At 57.1% G+C, this 18,405-nt stretch carries 15 protein-coding genes; 6 read left to right on the forward strand and 9 right to left on the reverse strand.

Translation table 11 applies throughout. From position 1 onward, the window contains the following. Nucleotides 1–286: 286 nt before the first annotated feature. Genes PSR62_RS20130 through PSR62_RS20140 form a run of 3 tightly spaced genes read left to right on the forward strand, consistent with a single transcriptional unit; the run spans nucleotide 287 to nucleotide 3,296 of the window. Entirely contained in the window at nucleotides 287–1,507 is a 1,221-nt protein-coding gene (locus tag PSR62_RS20130; protein ID WP_274404786.1) for a serine hydrolase domain-containing protein, read from the forward strand. Next, on the forward strand, nucleotides 1,504–2,157 hold the full coding sequence (locus PSR62_RS20135; protein WP_274404787.1) for a methylated-DNA--[protein]-cysteine S-methyltransferase: 654 nt from the start codon (nucleotides 1,504–1,506) through the stop codon (nucleotides 2,155–2,157). Before PSR62_RS20130 ends, PSR62_RS20135 begins: the two co-directional genes overlap by 4 nt. Further along, nucleotides 2,154–3,296 carry a hypothetical protein gene (locus PSR62_RS20140; protein WP_274404788.1) on the forward strand — a complete coding sequence of 381 codons (1,143 nt, stop codon included), beginning with the start codon at nucleotides 2,154–2,156 and terminating at the stop codon, nucleotides 3,294–3,296. Before PSR62_RS20135 ends, PSR62_RS20140 begins: the two co-directional genes overlap by 4 nt. Before the next feature lie 22 nt (nucleotides 3,297–3,318). Here the strand turns inward: PSR62_RS20140 and PSR62_RS20145 are convergent, their stop codons facing one another. From PSR62_RS20145 to hisD, 9 genes are all read right to left on the reverse strand, one after another. After that, the gene (locus PSR62_RS20145) at nucleotides 3,319–4,389 is read right to left on the reverse strand and encodes a matrixin family metalloprotease (RefSeq protein ID WP_274404789.1); all 1,071 of its coding nucleotides are present in this window, start codon (nucleotides 4,387–4,389) and stop codon (nucleotides 3,319–3,321) included. 313 nt (nucleotides 4,390–4,702) lie between these two features. Beyond that, the gene (locus PSR62_RS20150; RefSeq protein WP_274404790.1) at nucleotides 4,703–5,599 is read right to left on the reverse strand and encodes an isochorismatase family protein; all 897 of its coding nucleotides are present in this window, start codon (nucleotides 5,597–5,599) and stop codon (nucleotides 4,703–4,705) included. 264 nt (nucleotides 5,600–5,863) lie between these two features. Continuing rightward, a complete protein-coding gene (locus PSR62_RS20155) occupies nucleotides 5,864–6,238 on the reverse strand; it encodes a cupin domain-containing protein (RefSeq protein ID WP_274404791.1) in 375 nt (124 codons plus the stop codon). A gap of 60 nt (nucleotides 6,239–6,298) precedes the next feature. Next, nucleotides 6,299–7,306, reverse strand: a complete 1,008-nt coding sequence (locus PSR62_RS20160) for a class I SAM-dependent methyltransferase (protein WP_274404792.1) — start codon at nucleotides 7,304–7,306, stop codon at nucleotides 6,299–6,301. A gap of 90 nt (nucleotides 7,307–7,396) precedes the next feature. Next, a complete protein-coding gene (locus PSR62_RS20165) occupies nucleotides 7,397–9,622 on the reverse strand; it encodes an NADP-dependent isocitrate dehydrogenase (protein ID WP_274404793.1) in 2,226 nt (741 codons plus the stop codon). 161 nt (nucleotides 9,623–9,783) lie between these two features. Next, entirely contained in the window at nucleotides 9,784–11,178 is a 1,395-nt protein-coding gene (locus PSR62_RS20170) for a phytoene desaturase family protein (protein ID WP_274404794.1), read from the reverse strand. Between the two features lie 100 nt (nucleotides 11,179–11,278). After that, on the reverse strand, nucleotides 11,279–11,530 hold the full coding sequence (locus PSR62_RS20175; protein ID WP_007325818.1) for an acyl carrier protein: 252 nt from the start codon (nucleotides 11,528–11,530) through the stop codon (nucleotides 11,279–11,281). 371 nt (nucleotides 11,531–11,901) lie between these two features. After that, nucleotides 11,902–13,161, reverse strand: a complete 1,260-nt coding sequence (locus PSR62_RS20180) for a beta-ketoacyl-[acyl-carrier-protein] synthase family protein (protein ID WP_274408265.1) — start codon at nucleotides 13,159–13,161, stop codon at nucleotides 11,902–11,904. 201 nt (nucleotides 13,162–13,362) lie between these two features. Further along, the gene (gene hisD / locus PSR62_RS20185; protein WP_274404795.1) at nucleotides 13,363–14,745 is read right to left on the reverse strand and encodes a histidinol dehydrogenase; all 1,383 of its coding nucleotides are present in this window, start codon (nucleotides 14,743–14,745) and stop codon (nucleotides 13,363–13,365) included. Nucleotides 14,746–14,848: 103 nt separating this feature from the next. Between hisD and PSR62_RS20190 the strand changes: the two genes are divergently transcribed. The 3 genes from PSR62_RS20190 to PSR62_RS20200 all read left to right on the forward strand — a co-directional run bounded on the left by PSR62_RS20190 (nucleotide 14,849) and on the right by PSR62_RS20200 (nucleotide 18,320). Then, complete coding sequence (locus PSR62_RS20190; RefSeq protein WP_274404796.1) at nucleotides 14,849–16,510, forward strand: hypothetical protein; 1,662 nt, start codon at nucleotides 14,849–14,851, stop codon at nucleotides 16,508–16,510. 357 nt (nucleotides 16,511–16,867) lie between these two features. Further along, on the forward strand, nucleotides 16,868–17,029 hold the full coding sequence (locus PSR62_RS20195; protein ID WP_274404797.1) for a hypothetical protein: 162 nt from the start codon (nucleotides 16,868–16,870) through the stop codon (nucleotides 17,027–17,029). A 100-nt stretch (nucleotides 17,030–17,129) separates the two neighbouring features. Next, nucleotides 17,130–18,320 carry a DUF1559 domain-containing protein gene (locus PSR62_RS20200; RefSeq protein WP_274404798.1) on the forward strand — a complete coding sequence of 397 codons (1,191 nt, stop codon included), beginning with the start codon at nucleotides 17,130–17,132 and terminating at the stop codon, nucleotides 18,318–18,320. Nucleotides 18,321–18,405: the final 85 nt, after the last annotated feature.

Genomic DNA, 18,405 nt, shown 5'->3' on the forward strand with positions numbered 1-18,405 from the left:
TTCGTCGTGCGACGAACAACAAGGATGGAGGGGAGTTCGTCCGACAACGAACGAGCAGGGAAATCAAGGCGAAAACTCTTCGAGGATCGAATTGAGGCGGAGGCCATGAATTCACAAACCGCCAAAACATTAAAATCCCCCTTGGCCGAACAATTCCCGGCAAACGTCGCCCAGGAACCGCCGGAACCGCTCGCGGACGAGGCGCCATTGTAAACTAACACCGAATCAGATTCTTTGTCACGCAGCCACTCCCGCCCGTCCGCTCCAAAATCTCTGTCTCGGCACCATGAATCCATTTCTTCTTCACGCTGTGCTCGCCCTGCCTTTTGCCCTGGCAACTCCGAGCGTTCTCCTCAGCGAAGACATCCCCGCCTCCAAGGAAGACTTCCCGAGCAAGGAGGTCGAGCAACTTGTTCAGGACGGCATCCAGGCCCAGAAATGCCCGGGCGCCGTCGTGACCGTCGGCTTTCGCGGCAAAACCGTCTACCAGGCAGCCTTTGGAAGCCGCGAGCTCGAACCGCAACGCAAGCCCATGAGCGTCGACACGATCTTCGATCTGGCCTCGCTGACCAAACCGATCGCGACCGCCACCAGCGTGATGATCCTCGCCGACGAAGGCAAACTGTCACTCACCGACCCTGTCAGCAAGTACCTGCCAGACTTCGCCGTCCATGAGAAAGAGTCGGTCACCGTTGAACATCTTTTGCTTCACACCTCCGGCTTGATCCCTGACAACGGGATGTCGGACTATCGAGGCACGCACGCGGAATCAATCGCCAACCTGTTGTCACAAGAACTTCGCAGTCCACCAGGAACACGTTTTCGATACTCCGATGTCGGCTTCCTGGTCCTTGGCGAACTCGTCCATCAAGTCTCGGGCATGCCGCTGGATCAGTTCGCTCAAAAACGAATCTTTGAACCCTTGCAAATGAACGACACCGGCTTTCGATCGATCGGTGGCAACGACGACCGATGCGCCACCACTCAACAACGCGAAGGTCACTGGATGCGGGGCGAGGTTCACGACCCTCGGGCTTACGCTCTGGGCGGGGTCGCTGGTCACGCGGGACTGTTCAGCACCGCAGACGACCTTTCCCGATTCGCGAACGCCATGGTGAACGGTGGACCAACCGACGATCGGCCTCTGTTCTCAAAGTCAACCTTCGATGCCATGACCTCCCCCGTCGAAGTCCCCGGCAAATTGCCCAGCCAGATTCAATGGCGAAGCCGAGGCTGGGACAAACGGTCAGCCTACTCGTCCAACCGAGGCAAATCGATGACCGACGCCGCATTCGGGCACGGCGGCTTCACCGGCACCGCCCTGTGGATTGACCCAGAGTTAAAACTGTCTGTCATCTTCCTCAGCAATCGCGTCCACCCGAACGGCAAAGGCTCCGTCAATTCGCTCGCGGGAGAAATCGGAACGATCGCCGCCGACTGGGCCGCTCAACAACTTTCAACGCCCGAAGATTCCACGGCATCCGATCCAGTCGAAAGCGAACAATGACGCTCCCATTCCCCCCTGTCGGCGACGATGATTCGCACCTGATCTACTCCACGAGCAAGTGCTCCCTCGGGCAGGTCTTGGTCGCAGGATTCCGCAACGCAAATTCAAAAGGACAGGTGTGCTTTCTCTCTCTCGGTGATGACCGAGCGACTGTGCTCGATGAATTGTCTGCTGCGCACTCGGTCCGAAGAGTTGTCGAGACCGATGCAGCTTTCCAGGCCGAACTGGCGGCCATCGTCGAATTCATCGAACTTCCGGCAGAGCCACTTCGCCTTCCCTTGGATCTTCACGGCACCGATTTCCAGAAACGAGTCTGGATCGCTCTCACACAAACTCACCCCGGCGAAACGATCACCTACCGCGAACTGGCCGATCGGATTGGTTCCCCCGGATCAAGTCGCGCTGTTGGTTCCGCGTGCGGACAAAACCAAATCGCCTTGGCCATCCCCTGCCACCGTGCCGTGCGTTCGGACGGCAAGGACTCAGGCTTTCGCTGGGGGCTGGAGCGAAAGCAAGAACTCTTGCGACGAGAAAGAATGGCAAACGGTGGGACCACCGAGTCCACCACCAGTCAGCTCCACTTCCCAGCCTTCGACGCTCTCCCACTCAAACAACCTTCTGCAAGCAACACGCTAAAAACACTGCCATGAGCCCATCGACCACCGGCAGCGGATTCAGCCTGAAGGACCAGCTCTTCAATCGCGACCGCATCGATTTCCTGAGCGGGTTATTCGCAGCGTCCGCCCCAAACTTCGATCGCCAAGCGTTCACACGCCAATGCATGCGAGGCCTGAAAGACCTGGAACTCAAACAGCGAATCGCGCACATCGCTGGCGTGCTCGACAAACACCTCGCCGCTGATTTCCCCACCGCCGCGAAACAGATTCGCGAAGCCCTGCCGCCGCCATTGGATCCGAAACGCAAAGACGACGACTTCGGTGACTTCATCCTGGCTCCCCTTGGCGAATACGTCGTCCGCAACGGTCTCGAACAAAAGCAACTCCGGCACTCACTGAGAACACTCAAAGCGATCACGATGCGATTCTCGATGGAAGATGCTATCCGAGCCTTCATCGACGCCCACCCGGAAGCGACCCTGACGGAACTTTCCAAGTGGTCCAGTGATGCCAACTATCACGTTCGTCGACTGGTCAGCGAAGGCACGCGTCCAAAACTGCCGTGGTCGCGTCGCCTAAGCATTGACGTCACCAAACCGCTTCCGTTCCTCGACACGCTTCACGCAGACCCAACGCGATACGTCACCCGCTCGGTCGCCAACCATCTCAACGACATTTCCAAATCACATCCAGAACTCGTCCTTCAATCCCTTCGCAACTGGAAATCCGCGAACAAGCAATCGTCCCACGAGCTCGACTGGATCAGCCGACATGCACTGCGAACGCTGGTCAAACAAGGCCACTCGCCAGCACTGAGGTTCCTCGGATATCGCGACAGTCCCAAGATCGAAGTCTTCGACCTTGAACTCAAGAAGAGCGATCTTCGACCGGGTGATTCGATCGAGTTTTCTTTCTCAATCAATGCGGAGCGAACCGAAGCCCTGATGATCGATTATGTCATCGACTTCGTCAAAGCCAACGGCACCACGGCTCCCAAAGTCCACAAACTCAAACGAGTTTCAATGAACCAAGGAGAGACCGTCTCGCTAACCAAACGTCATCGATTGCATGCCAATGCGACCACCTACAAGCTCTATCCTGGTCGCCACTCGATCACCCTGCAAATCAACGGCAAACCGTATGGCACACGTCCATTTGAGCTACTGAGTTGAACGTCGTCACAGTGTCACAGCGTTAGCCAACCAATGCGACAGCCGCACTGCCAGCTCGCGATCGCCGACGGATCCCGATGGTCAACGCACCAACCGCCAACAACAACACCCCGGAAGGTTCAGGCACAGCAGTCGCGTTGATGGTCCAACCAAGATCAGAAAGAGCAGCGACGTCCACGTTCGTGAGCAACTTGCGAGTGCCAACCGTGATATTCGGATCCAAGGCGACTTCTTGAAGCGTCGTGGTTCCGTAGATGTAAGACAGAGTGCCGTCTGCAAAATGTCGATTGGTCAGGTCTTCTTCATTGATGCCCAATGTGCCCGGGTCATCGACCATCGCAGCGACCGTGGGAACAAACGCAGCGTTCAAACCATTGTCCGCGTTGTAGGCCGCCAGTGCAGCTGCGCCATCAAACTGCCCCTCCGTACCCGGGCTGGAATCCGCGCCCCCGTCCACTCCGGGAGTCCAATGATCGTCCCAAGCATCACTGCTCGCTCCCAACCCAAGCACATGTCCAAACTCATGAATGGCGACGGAGAAGAAATCACTCTCCGCTGCCCCCGGTCCATTCGCGACATCAAAATTCCAATTCGTCGCAGTGTCAAAGGTCGCTGCGCCACCCCACAGACCGAACGAAGCACCGGAATCACCACGCGAAATCGATTGAACAAAGGTTCCGATCCCTGATGCTCCGAATCCACCACGCCCCGCTTGTCCAAGTGTGTTGCCTCCCAAATCTCGACCACCGACAAAGATCCGAATGGTATCTGATCCAAGGCTCAGGTCAGTGATGGAATGAGAATTGCCAGTCCCAGGATGAGAAAAGTTGGCACTCCAACTGTCTTGAAATTCCAACACCGTCCCCGCATTGTAAACCGTGCCGGGCGTGATCGCGTTGAACGACTGGCTGATCAAGTTTTGATACACATCACGCGCCGCTTCCAGGGAAGCACGCTGAGCAGATCCAGCCGCACCGAAAAAACCATTGCTATCCAGCGAATAGTCGAGGTCAATCGTCAACGCTGCCTGGCTATGCGGCGAAGGAAGGCACGTGAACAAACAAACCAACGCCAAGGAGACTCGAAATTTCATGATGACGACCTGCTGGATTTATCGAGAACGTTGACTCTTCATCTCAACCACTCAAGGCGAGAGTAGGTGGGCCCGATTCCCAATGCAAGCGCCGCGAACCTCCAACATCGCTTAACAATCCAATCTTGCTCCCCTGCCCCCTTGCCGGGCGGTGATCATTGAGCATCCGACGCCCCTTTTGCAGCAGAACAACAACGAAGCGTTCCCTGATGGCGTTGCACAAGTGCCCTCACCATCCAAACCCCGAACTCCATTCAGCCTGAAACCATCTCGACACAGGTGGAGAGATGCGCAAGCAAATGATTTCGTCTCGTCACTCATCTCCTTTGAATCGGTGTGGCTTGCCACCGATGATCTGATCGCTAGTGATCGTTGGGCAAACCGTTCGCTCGATATGAGAGATCACTCGCCGTGTCCCTTCAAAGTGACTGACGTACGGCCACATCTTGGGGTTGTACATCGAGTCTGTCATGTCTCGCATCAACACAACCTGCTTGCCGTTGCGAGCCAATTGCCGAAGGCCGAAGGGACGGCCGAGCACACACATGTTGGTATGAACTCCAACCAAGATCACGTGCTCGATCTTCTTCGCTTCCAAGACATTCCAAACCTCCTCGCCTCGATCCGTGATGAAGTCCACGGATTCGTCGATTTCGATTGTGTCCAGTTGCCGTTGCCAAGGCCGTTTTGGATCACGGCCCATCGACTCCAGTTTGGCTGCCCATTCGGCGTGCTCTTGGGGATCATCGTCTTCTCCGCCATCCGACTGATCGACCGGATACTCGGAGTCCTCTTCCGCTGGAATCTCATAGCACCAGGCTCCAATCTCCTTGGGTAGGTTCGCAGCAACGGGTGCCTCAACAGCACGTTTACGAGCCGGACTGTCTTCGTAGAAATCAACACAATCGCTGGGCGAATGAATGATCGTCACCCCGCGTCGCCGTGCTTCCGCAATCACCTTGTTCATGGTCGGTGCCATTTCATTCAGGCGACCGACCGCATTGAAACAGTGGTGATAATCCCACGCGTCGCAAATGATGATGGCGGTTTCTGATGGCATCCATGACTCATCCTGATGCTGAACAACGAAGTCGCCTGAATCCGTCTTGGCTTGGGACTGGAGTCTGAGTTCCAAATTTGATTGCCCACTTGCCACTTGAGCAACCAGCACTCCGACGAACAAAGCAACCACCGCAAAACTCTTCGGCATCCGATTTCTCCAAGTTAAAAGTAGGGCCCCCTATCCTACTCGCACCAGAACTCACTTTGGATCAACCTGCCTGGTGCACGCCAGCTAAAATCAGAAATGCCCCCCCCCAACGTCACGCCACCCCCACAAGACTTCTCCTGATATTTCGCTGCTGCCTCGCCGGCTGGTTGGTTGCCACCACCACATTGTTCGCCCGTGCCGTTGAACCCTTCCAGGTCGACATGGTGGTCCCTTCTCAGACGCCATGAGCTCGGCCCAACCAGATCATGCTTGATCGCCGCTTCGCTCATCTTCCCAGTGACCGACCAAGCCGCCCGGTGCATACATCCACATCACGACCAGTTCTTCCTCACTGTCATTGATCAAACTGTGTGGCACATTGGATGGAATGTAGATCGCCGTGGTCGCCGAAACCTTCTTCACTTCATCTCCCACACGCATCTCACCTCGTCCTGAGAGAACGACATAAACCTCCTCGTTCACGTGTGCGTGCTCGGGGATCGAGCCCTTCGGAAAAAGCGTCGAATGGCCGACCGCGAATTTCTCGACGGGCAGCCCTTGCGGTCCTCCCAAAATGCAACTGCGACGACCTGCAGGAAAGACCTCCCCTGGGGTTTCTTCGACGCGGATGGTTTGCATCGGCTTCTCACTCAACATGTTTGCAACACCCGCGATCCTGGCGGGCTTCGATCGAGCGAATCACTTGATTGCGAGGACCGCGTCGACGGGGGCACCGGTGACTCTCCCGGTCACTTCACGGAAACCAGCACGGCGCAAGATGAGTTCATACTCGGCCAGAGTCCGCTCGCGCCCCTCGGTGCAAACCAGCATGTTGAGGTCTTGCATTTGGCCCCAATCCGGCCCGCCCCGATCGTCTTGGATCAAAATCTCCGCTAGCAGCAAACCGCCACCATCGGGAAGACGCCCGTGAATCTTGGCCAACAACCGATCGATCTTTTCATCGGACCAATCGTGCAAGATGCGGCCCAACGACATCAAATCCGCTTGGGGCAGATCGTCATCAAAGAAGTCTCCACCAACCACATCGATTCGCTCGGACACAGTGGACTGGGCGACAATTTCTTTGGTCAACGGAATCACATCCGGCAGATCAAACACGGTCGCAGTCAGCGAGTCATAAGCTTCACAAGCAGCGATCGACAGGTGCCCCGTCGCTCCGCCAAGGTCCACCAAGTGCTTGAACGGGGAGAGGTCCACGGCACGCACGACCTTGGGTGAACTGATCACACCATAACCATGCATCCCCATCAAGAACTCACGCATGGCGGCTTCGTCAGCAAAGAAACTGCTGAAGATGGGTTGCTCCCAACCGTAGGCATCCTTCCATCGATGCGACCCTTCGCGAATCGCGTTTTCGAAATGCGTCCACAACTTCCAGCTCACATCGTTGCTGAATTTGATGTAGCCGGTCATCCGGTTGGGGCTGGTCGTTGTCAGCAACTCCGACGCGAGTTCCGTGTTGTTGTACAAGTCACCTTCTCGCGAAAGCAGGTCCATGCCGACCAACCCATCGAGCAAGCGTTTCATCGCGGCGGGATCACACTTGAGTTCCGTCGCCGACTCGGATGCCGACCGCGGTCGTTGCTCCATCAGATCAAAGACGCCCAGCTCAACGGCAGCGAACATGACTTTCGAAAAACGAAAGCCGTTGATGTATTGGAGAACTGGCGTGGGATCGACGGGCATGGTGAGCAGTTGATTCGCAGGAAAGAGTCACGGTGGGAAACCACCGAGCGACCAATCGTTGCGAACTGCTCGGCGGTGGCAACAGTCTTGTCAAACGCCTTCGATGATGGCGTTGAGCGTTTCGCTGGGTCGCATTGCGGCAGTGGCTTTCGTCTCGTCAGGATGGTAGTAGCCACCCAGATCGATTTCGACGCCTTGAGCATCGTTCAGCTCGCCGACAATCTTTGCCTCGTTGTCCGACAAGGCTTTCGCGACCGACTCGAACCGTGCTTTCAAACCTTCATGACCGGATTTTGCCAAGGCTTCGGCCCAGTACAACGCCAAGTAGAAATGGCTGCCGCGGTTGTCAAGTTCGCCGACTTTTCGCGACGGTGATTTGTCGTTGTCGAGGAACCGCCCTGTGGCATCGTCAAGTGTTTTGGCCAAGACCGCGTACTCTTCGTTGCCAGTCTTTTCAGCCAAGTCTTCGAGAGAAACCGCCAAGGCGAGGAACTCACCCAGCGAGTCCCAACGCAAGTGATTCTCGCTGACGAATTGCTCGACGTGCTTCGGAGCCGATCCACCGGCCCCGGTTTCGAACATGCCACCGCCAGCCAGCAACGGAACGATCGACAGCATCTTGGCACTGGTGCCAAGTTCCAGAATCGGGAACAGGTCGGTCAGGTAATCTCGCAGCACGTTGCCGGTGACGCTGATCGTGTCTTTGCCTTCCCGAGCCCGGCCACAAGCGTGACGGGTTGCCTCGGCAGGTTCCAAGATTTGGATGTCCAACCCAGCGGTGTCATGATCTTTCAGGTACTCGTTGACCTTGCTGATCAAGTTGCGATCGTGGGCTCGGTTTTCATCCAACCAAAAGATCGCGGGAACTCCGGTGGCACGCGAACGCGAAACCGCCAAACGCACCCAGTCTTTCACGGCGACATCCTTGGTTTGGCAAGCACGCCAGATGTCACCTTTCTCGACGTCGTGACTCATCAATTCTTTGCCAGCCGATGTGACCACTCGAACCTTGCCGTCCGCAGGCACCCGGAATGTCTTGTCGTGGGAGCCGTACTCTTCGGCTTTCTTGGCCATCAACCCGACGTTGGCGACGCTGCCCATTTGGGTGACGTCAAACTTTCCGTTGGCAATGCAATCGTCGATGGTGGCTTGGTAAATGCCCGCGTAACAACGATCCGGAATGACCGCTTTCATGTCGTGCAGTTTTCCATCGACTCCCCACATCTTGCCACCAGCGCGAATCGCGGCGGGCATGGATGCGTCGATGATCACGTCACTGGGCACATGCAAGTTCGTGATGCCTTTGTCCGAATCGACCATCGCGATGTCAGGCAATCCGGCTTGGATTTCGACCAAGGTTCCCTCGACCAATGCCCGCTGATCCGCTGGGAGGTCCTGGACTTTGGCAAACACCGACGCGAGACCTTGATCCGTGTCAACGCCCGCGGCAGCCAGCACCTCACCGTGTTCTTGGAACAAACGGTCGTACATGACACTGACGCAATGCCCGAACAGAATCGGGTCACTGACCTTCATCATCGTCGCTTTGAGGTGCAGTGAAAACAGCACGCCGCTGGACTTTGCGTCCGAGATTTGCTCCGCGTAAAACGCTCGCAATTGACGAACGCTCAGACGAGCCGAATCGACGATCTCGGCCGCTTCGACATGGAGTCCGTCACGGAGAACCGTGACTTTTCCCGTCGAATCAACATGTTCAATCCGCAGAGATTCATCGGAATCCATGATCACCGATTTTTCACTGCCGTAGAAATCGCCTTCGCTCATATGAGCCACGTGCGTCTTCGAATCGGCTGACCAATCGCCCATCGAGTGCGGGTTCTTCTGAGCGTAGGCTTTGACCGGGGCGGCAACGCGACGGTCAGAATTGCCTTCGCGGAGGACCGGATTGACGGCACTTCCGAGCACCTTGGCGTAGGCCGCACGAACAGATTTCTCGTCGTCGGTTTGAGGGTCCTGAGGGAAATCGGGGATGGCGTATCCCTGAGCCTGCAGTTCAGTGATCGCTTCGACCAATTGCGGGATCGAGGCGCTGATATTGGGCAGCTTGATCACGTTGGCTTGCGGTTGATTGACCAACTCGCCGAGTTCCGCCAGTGCATCGGGAACCTGCTGGTCCGCCGGCAGTCGGTCCGCGAATCCGGCCAAGATTCGAGCGGCCAAGGAAATGTCCTTGGTCTCAAATGACAGGCCACTGCCGCGGGTGAACGCTCTCAAGATCGGCAGCAACGAACGAGTCGCCAGGGCGGGGGCTTCATCGGTGTGCGTGTAAACAATCGCGGCAGTTTCGCTGGGCATTCCAACCTCGTCAGGACAAAGACCCCGAAATCACGGGAATCAAGAAGAATTTGCGACTGAAAGCCTGCGGCCCCAACGCTCAATTGTCAATGCCGGCGCGGCTTCAACGGTCCGACTGCAACCAAAAACCGCAACCTAGGACGCACGATCAGCCTTCACCGTCAAACCTGAAGGCAGTGCCGGTTCGCCATGCTGATGCCACTGACGATCGCCCCCACAATCCCCACAAAGCCCTGGTCCGTCCCGCACAAGAAAACATTGGGCAGGTGTGTCGTGCCATCGAGCTGCTTGTCAGGTGCACCATAGACAGCGCCATTGTCGTGCCAGGTGAACCGACGAATGGTTTTCGGAGTGAAAACGTCGGTGTCGATGACTCGCGAACGAAAATCGGGCATGAACCGAACGGCCGACGCGACAGCGTCGTCGTACTGGGTCACCTTCTCGGCCCGATACTTTTCCTCGGGCAATTCCGACCACAGATCGTGATTGGCAAGCGTGGTGATCCGAACGACGCCGTCGGGCAAATCGCCTTCTTCCGCGTCGTAGATGTAATTGTTGGGGCTGCAGATGACTCCTGTCCGAGCATCACACAATGAGTCGTTGGGGCGTTCCCAGTGAAAGTTCGGGGAGTCGTTGTAGAACACGATCGTGCGGTCGAAGCCCAAATCTTTGGGTTTGCAATCCAGCACGCTGATCGATTCAATGAACGACAGTTTGCCAGCCTTGGCGACATCGGGTTCGGTGATGTCGTCGCACATCCGCATGGTTTCGACCGTGCCCGCGGACGAAAGGATGCGTTTGGCCCGCAACTCGGTGCCATCGTCCAGCACGACTCCCACGGCTTGGCCGTTTTCGACGTGAATGTTGGACACGCCGCTTCGGAGCTTGAGTTCGCCGCCCAGCCCACGAAATTTGCGGACCAAGTTCTTCAGGATGACTCGCACACCTTTGTAAGGACGCCCGAAACCTTCCAGGTAACACGCTCGGAACATGATGCAGAACTGGCCGAAGTCCATGTCGTTTTCACGAGCGTTGCCGTACCACATCAGCGGGCACAGCAGCATCTCGATCAACAACGGGTCCGACAGGTGCTCGGCCATGACCTCGCGAGCCGAACGCATGAACTCGGGCGCGTCGCCGTCCATGTCGCTGTAGTCGAGCAGCGAACCACACAGGCTGCGAAAACCATCGATTTGGTCAGGGAAGCGAGACTTGATCTCGCTTTCCAGCATCGCGATGTCGTTGTTGAAATCCAATTCCACACCGGGAAAGCGGATCGAGGATCCGTTTTGCTCCGCCAGCTTGAAATCTTCCCAGCCAAATCGCAATTGTCGAATGAGTTTGGCCAGCGGACCTTTCTTGTCGCCCTTGCGAGCGAAGTTGGTCATCGCGTGCAGCCCCACGTCATAATCGCGGCCACCCATTCGATAGAACGAGTTCAGACCACCGATCGTGTAGTGCTTCTCAAGGATGCAAACGCGTTGGTCAAAGTGGGCCAGCCGAATGCCAGCGGCCAACCCGCTCATCCCTGCGCCGATGATGATGGTGTCGTACATACGAAAGCCGCTAGCTGTTAGCGATTAGCCCCTAGCTTTGTGGGTGAGAATCATCGGAATGCGAAAGGCTAGAAGCTAGTCGCTAGTCGCTCGTGAGCTCTCAAAGATCCTTCATCTTGGGTTCCAGGTACGTGACCGTGGAATGCATGCTGGCGAGATGGCCGTAATCTTCCTCTGGAATCTGCACGCGGTGACGCTTGCGAAGTTCCATCACGATGTCCAAAAAGTCCATCGAATCCAATTCCAATTGCTCGCGAAACGCCTTCTGGTCGTCCAGGTTGTCGAGGTCCTCATCAGGAGAAATGTCGTCGAGGATATCGATGATTTCTTGGCGAATTTCGGCAGGAGTCATGAAAGGAAGCAGGGATGCGAGAGAAACGGGAGGGAAAACACGTCCGTGTCCCACTCGGCGGAGCAACCGCCACCGCGGGATGGAGTAGTTTCGGCGGCATTGGGATTCGACACAAGGGGCACCACGCGGCACCCCGTGCAATTGAAACAGGACAGATCGCCGCAGGGTGGGGAAAGTGGCTCAGGGCCACAGGGCCACAGGACCAGGGGATCAGGGGATCAGGGGACGACACACCTCATTTCAATTCACCCTCCCTCTGGGAGGGTCGAGCGAAGCGAGGGGAGGGCCGAGCACTGAAATTGCAAATTGACAATCGCAAAGTGCAAATTTGAAATGGGGTGCTGACTCGACGTTGGCGAGCGACTCCGCGATCAAACGCGGCCGACGATGACGACGGAGTTGATTCCCAACATGCCGAACGAGTTGTTCAGGATGTAATCGACTTGTGGCTTGTCTTGAGGCTCGTTGAGCACCAAACCGGGCAGATCGCACGCAGGATCCAGTTCATCGACATTGATCGTGGGATGCACGACTCGATCGCGGAACGCCATCAAGTTGCCTGCCAATTCCAGTGACCCAGCGGCTCCCATCGCGTGACCGATGTAACTCTTGGTGTTGTTGATTCGAACGTTTTCACATTTCCCAAACACGCTTCGCAACGCCGCACACTCTTGAATGTCGCCGCTGTTCGTTCCCGTCGCGTGCGTGCTGACGATGTCGATTTGGTCCGCTTCCAAACCAGCTCGTTTGAGAGCCTTCTGCACGCACTGAGCCTGACGTTCCGGGTTGGGCAACACGAAATCGGTCGCGTCGGTGTTCATCGCGTAACCAACCAATTCGCCGTGAATCTCGGCTCCGCGAGCCTTGGCATCGCTGAATCGCTCGAGCGTGTACAAACAGCCGCCTTCGGCGACCACAATGCCGTTTCGCTTTTGGTCGAACGGGCGAGACGCCAGCGTTGGATCCGCGTGAGTCGCCAACGCGTTTTGGCTGTTGAAACTGGCGAAGATTCCGAACGTGTGAATGCTTTCGCTGGTTCCCCCCGCGATCGCCACATCGCACTCGTTCAACCGCAGCATCTGGGCACCTTGAATGATGCCGGCGTTGCCAGCCGCACAGGCGGCACCGATCGTGTAGTGCGGGCCAGTGATTTGCATGTTCAGTGCAATTTCGCCGGCGGGATTGTTTGCGACCGTGCGAGGGTTGTGGTGGTGTGACCAGCAACTCGTGTCGTAGTCGAACCCTTTGATCACATGGATTTCGTTTTCGGTTTCGACGTTGCCGTGCTCGGTCACGCCGACGTAAATGCCGACTCGATCCTTGTCCACGTTTTCCCAGTCCAACCCCGAATGCGCGACCGCTTCCTGAGCCGTGTAGACACCGACGCTGCCGGCACGCGTGCCCCGCCGAATGTCTTTTTTGGATTGGTACTTTTGGGCATCGAAGTCACAGACCCCGGCCAGAGTTTCCCCGAAGTAACGGATCTCGTAGGGCTGCACGCCGCTGCGTTTTTCAAGCAATGCCTGGCGAAAGGAACCCCAGTCGTTGCCATTGGGCGAAGTCAGACCGACGCCGGTGATGACAATGCGTTGGTCGTCGGGAAGTTGAGAGGCGAGGTGAGGGGCGATCACGGATGGTGCGGCCAAAATGAGCGATTGGTGCGTGGATGGCGACCCAAAAACGTAGCAATCCGAGCACGTTTCCTCAACGGGCAATGCCAGAGGCAATCTCGAATTTGCGGCGAAGTGCCCCGCCGAAACGTTGAAAAACACCTGCGAACAAAATGATTGAGCAGGGCGAGATGCCCTTGCCAAGCACCTCGCCTGGGTGGCTCACTCGGTGCGAATCGAAATGCTGCGGGCGTGAGCCGTCAGGCCTTCTTTCTCAGCAACCGTGATCACATCGGGAGCGATCACTTCCAATGCCGAGCGATCAAACTGAGTCACACTGCCCGACCGCAGAAAGCTGTTGGCGGACAACCCAGCGGCCCAACGGCAGGTGCCTCCCGTCGGCAAAACGTGACTGGGGCCGGCCGCGTAATCGCCCAGTGCGACCGGGGTGTGGTGCCCTAAAAACGCTGCTCCACTGTGCCGAATCTTTGCAATCAACGATTCCGGCTCGCGAGTTTCGATCTGCAAGTGTTCCGGGGCAAACGAATCGGTCAACACGCAGGCATGGTCTGCATCGCGAGCCAAAATCAGTGCCCCGAAATCGGCCAGAGCATCCCGAGCCAAATCGCCGCGTTCCAGCTCGTCGAGCTGTTTCGCCAATTCCGTTTTGACATTGTTCAGCAGCGTCTCGTCCCAGGTGATCAAGATCGCCGACCCGGGTGAATGTTCGGCTTGAGCCAACAAATCCGACGCGACAAACGAGGCGTCCGCGGAATCGTCTGCGATCACGATCACTTCGCTGGGCCCGGCAAAGGAGTCAATGTCGACGGTTCCAAACACGTGCTTCTTCGCCAAGGCCACGAACAAGTTTCCAGGACCGACGATTTTGTCGACGGCCGGCAAGGCATCACAGCCATACGCCATTGCGGCGACCGCCTGAGCCCCACCGCACCGATAGACTTCCGTGATTCCCAGCTCGTGACAGGTGGCCAGCATGTCGGTGTTGTACGCACCAAACGGAGTCGGAGGCGCGACGACCGCGATCTCATCGACGCCGGCGACCTGAGCCGGAATCGCGGTCATCATCACAGTGGAAGGGTACGCGGCAGCGCCACCAGGAACACAGATCCCCACCCGTGGGATCGGCACATAACGCTGGGTCAAAGAAACGCCGGGTCGGGGCGTGATGGTGACGTCGCGGTGCAAAATTGCCGATTGAAACGTCGCAATGTTTTCGCGAATGCGGCCGATGGTCTCGATCAGCTTGGGATCCGCTGCCGCATGGGCAGCCTTCAAATCCTGCTCCGGCACTCGCAGTGTCTCAGCCGTCAGGTCGGCTCCATCCAGCGCCTTGGTGTATCGCAGCAAAGCCTCGGTGCCCTGAGCCTGAACGTCGTTGCAAATCGTTTCCACGACTTCAATCGGCGAGAGCGCCCTGCCGAACACTTTCAACGTCAATTCCCGACCGCGGGGGCTGACCAGATCACCACGAGGGCTCAACTTTTCACGCAAAGCAGCCAGCGTTTCCGCGGCATCCCCCGAGGAGGCATCGCGAGCATCAACGGTTTGGATTGAAAATTCAGGCACAGCAGCGACGCGGAACAAACAGAGGAAGGGATCGACAAATTCGGATCGGCCACCAAAGCCGTGCGGTCAGTTTACCGAGCCAACAACCTTGGGCTAGGCTTGGCCCATGAATCACGCCCAGATGCCATCTTCGCCCTCATCCGAAACAGGATCGCTTGCCGCCCAGCGACACCCGCTGGTCGAATGGGCGATCATCACCGCCATCTTCACGTTGACCTTCGTGGTCCGTTGGCCGTTTTTGGCAGAGAGTTTCTGGGTCGACGAACTTCATACCGCGTGGTGCGTTGCGGACGGATGGAGCGACGTCGCCCCACGAGCCAAGATGGGCAACCAGCAGCCACTGTATTTCTGGCTGCTCTGGATTTGGCAACAAATCCCCTGGGCAGAACCGTTCGCCAGCTATCCCGTCGAAGTCCTGCCGCGGTCGACCAGCCTGTGGTGCGTCAGCCTCTCCGCCGCCCTGATCACATGGGGATCGATGCGATACCACGGCAGCCTGCTGGCAGCAGCCGTCGCTGGATTGGCTTTCGCGGTCGACCGACAAGCCGCGTTCTACGGCGTCGAACTTCGACCGTACGCGGCAGTGATTCTATGCAGCACGCTGGCCGTCGGATGTGCCGCTCGACTGTGGTCCAGCCCAAACCGTCCGCAACCGCTGGGCTGGGCTGGCCTTCATTTGAGCGTCCTCCTGGCAACTTGGATGCACATCACATCGTTGCTCACGCTCGCTCCGCTGATCGTCGCGATTTCGGCCTGCGACCTGATTCGCTCACGAAGTGCCTCCGCCGAATTCAAACGCGGAATTTGGCGTCATCTCTGGTGGTTGGCACTCTGGATTCTCGTTGGATGCCTGCTGGCCAACCACCAGCGAGAGATTTGGAACCACCGAGCTGCCTGGTCAGCCTTTGGACGCCCGCAATCCATTTTCGCGATCTGGAAAATGTGGCCTTGGCTGGGATGGACATTCATCCCGGGCATCGTCGCGGCGGTCAGCATGCTGGGCTCGTCCGTCGCCAGCGTTTCCAAATCCAATCGTGGCAGCGGCGCAGTTCATCATCCGGCCCCCAATCCCCACCATCGAACCATCTCTTTCACGCTCCTGTGCGTAACCGTCCTGCTGCTTTCCGTTCTTTCCGCATATTTTTTGGCAAAATTTTTGGGGGTCCCAATCTGGCATCGTCGCTACCTGGTGGCCGGATTGCCGCTCGGTTGCATCAGCCTTGGAGGCTGGATTGCTTCGATTCGGCCGCAAAAGCACTACGAAATTTTGGCAACGACCGTCGCCATCCTGTCGCTCGCTGCGATCCCATGGGCTCAAGGATCAATTCATCCTCAAGTCGCTTCTTACTGGGTGTATCGACAGGAAAACTGGCGAGACGCCATCCGGCAAATCGCTCGCGAAACAGAGCCGACCAGCCAAATGGGCTCGGCCCCGCTGGAGCACCATCTTTGGATCGACGGGGACCTGATCGAACAACCGGCGACGATGGGCGAAGTGACAGACCGCGAACTGGCGGCCTACCTCACGCTGCCCGCCAGAGGCTCGTACTCTCCTGGCAAGCACGTTCAACTCCATGCGATCGGCTCGCTGAAGCCAATGGAAGGATGGCAACGAGCGGCCCATTCTTCCCCCACCGCCGCCCCCCCTTCGAAACACTGGTTTCTTTCGCGTTTCTTGCCCCAAAGCCAACAAACGGTTCCGCCATTGAGCGAACAAGGCCGCCAGCACTACGGGAAGTTTGGCAACCTTTCACTATATTCAATCATGCCCCGAGAAGAATGAACCGCGGGAAGGAAGAGACTGCAATCTGAGTCCTCACGCGGACCCAAAACACCAGCCAAGAACCAATCCCAACACTCAAACCCATCGACTTGGCGAATCCTTAGATCGATTCTCAGTCAAAAACGTCGAAACCTCGACGCGGCGGATCAGCTCAAACCAGCCCGGCAAAATTCAGGCTTCACCGCTAAGTGAAATTAAACAGCCTTTATTTTCCATTTTTCGTTTGCCTTCCAACGGACTGGCTGTAGCCTTACGCCAGCCAGCTAACGCAGGAGCACTTCCCCTTATCTCTACATAACGGGAAGGACCACCTTCCTGCGTTGCAGATGTTTCTCTTCCCAAACGGTGGTTTCCTCCATGAATTCTCTTTCGCAACTTTTGGCATTGGCTCTGGTAGCGGTTTCATTGACCGTGACTGGCTGCCCATCTAGCACCTCGGAAACGGTGACAGACCCCAGCCAAATGACTCCCGAGCAAGAGGCTGAACAACAGGCCTATCTCGATGAGATGGATCAGTAGGGCTTGCTTCTGATCTCCCCCTTTTCTTCTGGGAAGCTGACTGCTCGAGATGTTCTCGGCCAATGCACCAGCCTCCTCAGCATTTCTTGAGGACTTTTTTATGAGTAGAAAAAACAGAGGAGCCTTCACGTTGGTGGAGCTCCTGGTCGTGATCGCCATCATTGGCGTTCTAGTGGGGCTATTGCTGCCCGCTGTCCAGGCCGCGCGGGAAGCCGCACGCCGGATGAGCTGCAGCAACAACTTCAAACAAATGGGACTCGCAATCCACAACTATCACTCGGCATTCAACGCTTTGCCGCAGCAGATGACCGGTGCGAACTACACCAACACAGCGGACTCAGCGAAAACCCAACGCCTGTACCTGAGCGGTTTGGTCGGCTTGCCCCCGTTCATGGAACAACAGAGCATCTGGGAACTGGTCACCAACCCGTACCAACTTCCCGGTGGCGGCACGCTGATCAACCCCGGACCATGGCGGACCGACTTTCCCCCGTGGATGACCAATATCCCCACTCTTCGCTGCCCCAGCGATCCAGGTGTGGGACTACCAGCTCTTGGGCGATCCAACTTTGCGTTCTGCCTTGGCGATGCAATTGAATTGGTTCACTCAGGTGGTCGTAACGAGCGAGGCTTCTACGAAGACGGCGGCATCAACACCGGGCAAGCTGGTATCAAAGGCCGTGCAACCAGCGATAACAGCAACTGGGCCGCTTTGGCTCGCTCGCGAAACCGCGGGATGTTCTGGTCGCGTCACCAACTGAAGTTCCGTGACTGCATGGACGGCTTGTCCAACACGGTCGCCATGGGCGAAGTCGCCACGACCGTGGGCGCTCGTGAGCTGATCGCTGAATTCCAGCTCAACGCTGGCACCGCAGCCATCACCGACCCAACCCACTGCGACGGTGGTGTGGACCCAGCCCGTCCTCAATTCTGGCTCCCCGATTCTGCGCTGCCTGGCAACTTGGGTGGTGGCAACCAAATCCGTGGTGGCCGTTGGGCCGATGGTCGGATTCAGTACACCTCGTTCCAAACCATCAAGCCACCAAACTCGCTGAACTGCTTTTCGGCCGATGACGCCAGCCAAGGCATCTCGTCGTGCAGCAGCCGTCACCAAGGCGGTGCTCACGTCTTGATGGGCGATGGTGCCGTCAAGTTCATCACCGACAGCATCGATGCTGGCAACCAACAATCCGCTCCCATGGTGCAAGGCGCCAAAAGCGTTTATGGCATCTGGGGTGCCCTGGGCACTCGTGGTGCAAAAGAAGTGATCGATACCGGCGATATCTTCTAGTTCGTCGCTCGAAAACGAACTCACTGACCTCGGCTTGCCAAACGCCAGTGAACATGACAACGTCCCCGGCACATTCATTTGTGCC

The organism is Rhodopirellula sp. P2 (assembly GCF_028768465.1).
In the GTDB taxonomy this organism is placed as follows: Bacteria; Planctomycetota; Planctomycetia; order Pirellulales; family Pirellulaceae; genus Rhodopirellula.

Excerpts from the sequence above, each read along its gene's own strand:
- PSR62_RS20155 (WP_274404791.1), bottom strand. The coding sequence starts at position 6,238 with ATGCAAACCATCCGCGTCGAAGAAACCCCAGGGGAGGTCTTTCCTGCA.
- PSR62_RS20200 (WP_274404798.1), top strand. The coding sequence starts at position 17,130 with ATGAGTAGAAAAAACAGAGGAGCCTTCACGTTGGTGGAGCTCCTGGTC.
- PSR62_RS20130 (WP_274404786.1), top strand. The coding sequence starts at position 287 with ATGAATCCATTTCTTCTTCACGCTGTGCTCGCCCTGCCTTTTGCCCTG.
- PSR62_RS20140 (WP_274404788.1), top strand. The coding sequence starts at position 2,154 with ATGAGCCCATCGACCACCGGCAGCGGATTCAGCCTGAAGGACCAGCTC.
- PSR62_RS20170 (WP_274404794.1), bottom strand. The coding sequence starts at position 11,178 with ATGTACGACACCATCATCATCGGCGCAGGGATGAGCGGGTTGGCCGCT.
- PSR62_RS20160 (WP_274404792.1), bottom strand. The coding sequence starts at position 7,306 with ATGCCCGTCGATCCCACGCCAGTTCTCCAATACATCAACGGCTTTCGT.
- PSR62_RS20165 (WP_274404793.1), bottom strand. The coding sequence starts at position 9,622 with ATGCCCAGCGAAACTGCCGCGATTGTTTACACGCACACCGATGAAGCC.
- PSR62_RS20135 (WP_274404787.1), top strand. The coding sequence starts at position 1,504 with ATGACGCTCCCATTCCCCCCTGTCGGCGACGATGATTCGCACCTGATC.
- PSR62_RS20145 (WP_274404789.1), bottom strand. The coding sequence starts at position 4,389 with ATGAAATTTCGAGTCTCCTTGGCGTTGGTTTGTTTGTTCACGTGCCTT.
- PSR62_RS20190 (WP_274404796.1), top strand. The coding sequence starts at position 14,849 with ATGCCATCTTCGCCCTCATCCGAAACAGGATCGCTTGCCGCCCAGCGA.
- PSR62_RS20150 (WP_274404790.1), bottom strand. The coding sequence starts at position 5,599 with ATGCCGAAGAGTTTTGCGGTGGTTGCTTTGTTCGTCGGAGTGCTGGTT.
- PSR62_RS20195 (WP_274404797.1), top strand. The coding sequence starts at position 16,868 with ATGAATTCTCTTTCGCAACTTTTGGCATTGGCTCTGGTAGCGGTTTCA.
- PSR62_RS20175 (WP_007325818.1), bottom strand. The coding sequence starts at position 11,530 with ATGACTCCTGCCGAAATTCGCCAAGAAATCATCGATATCCTCGACGAC.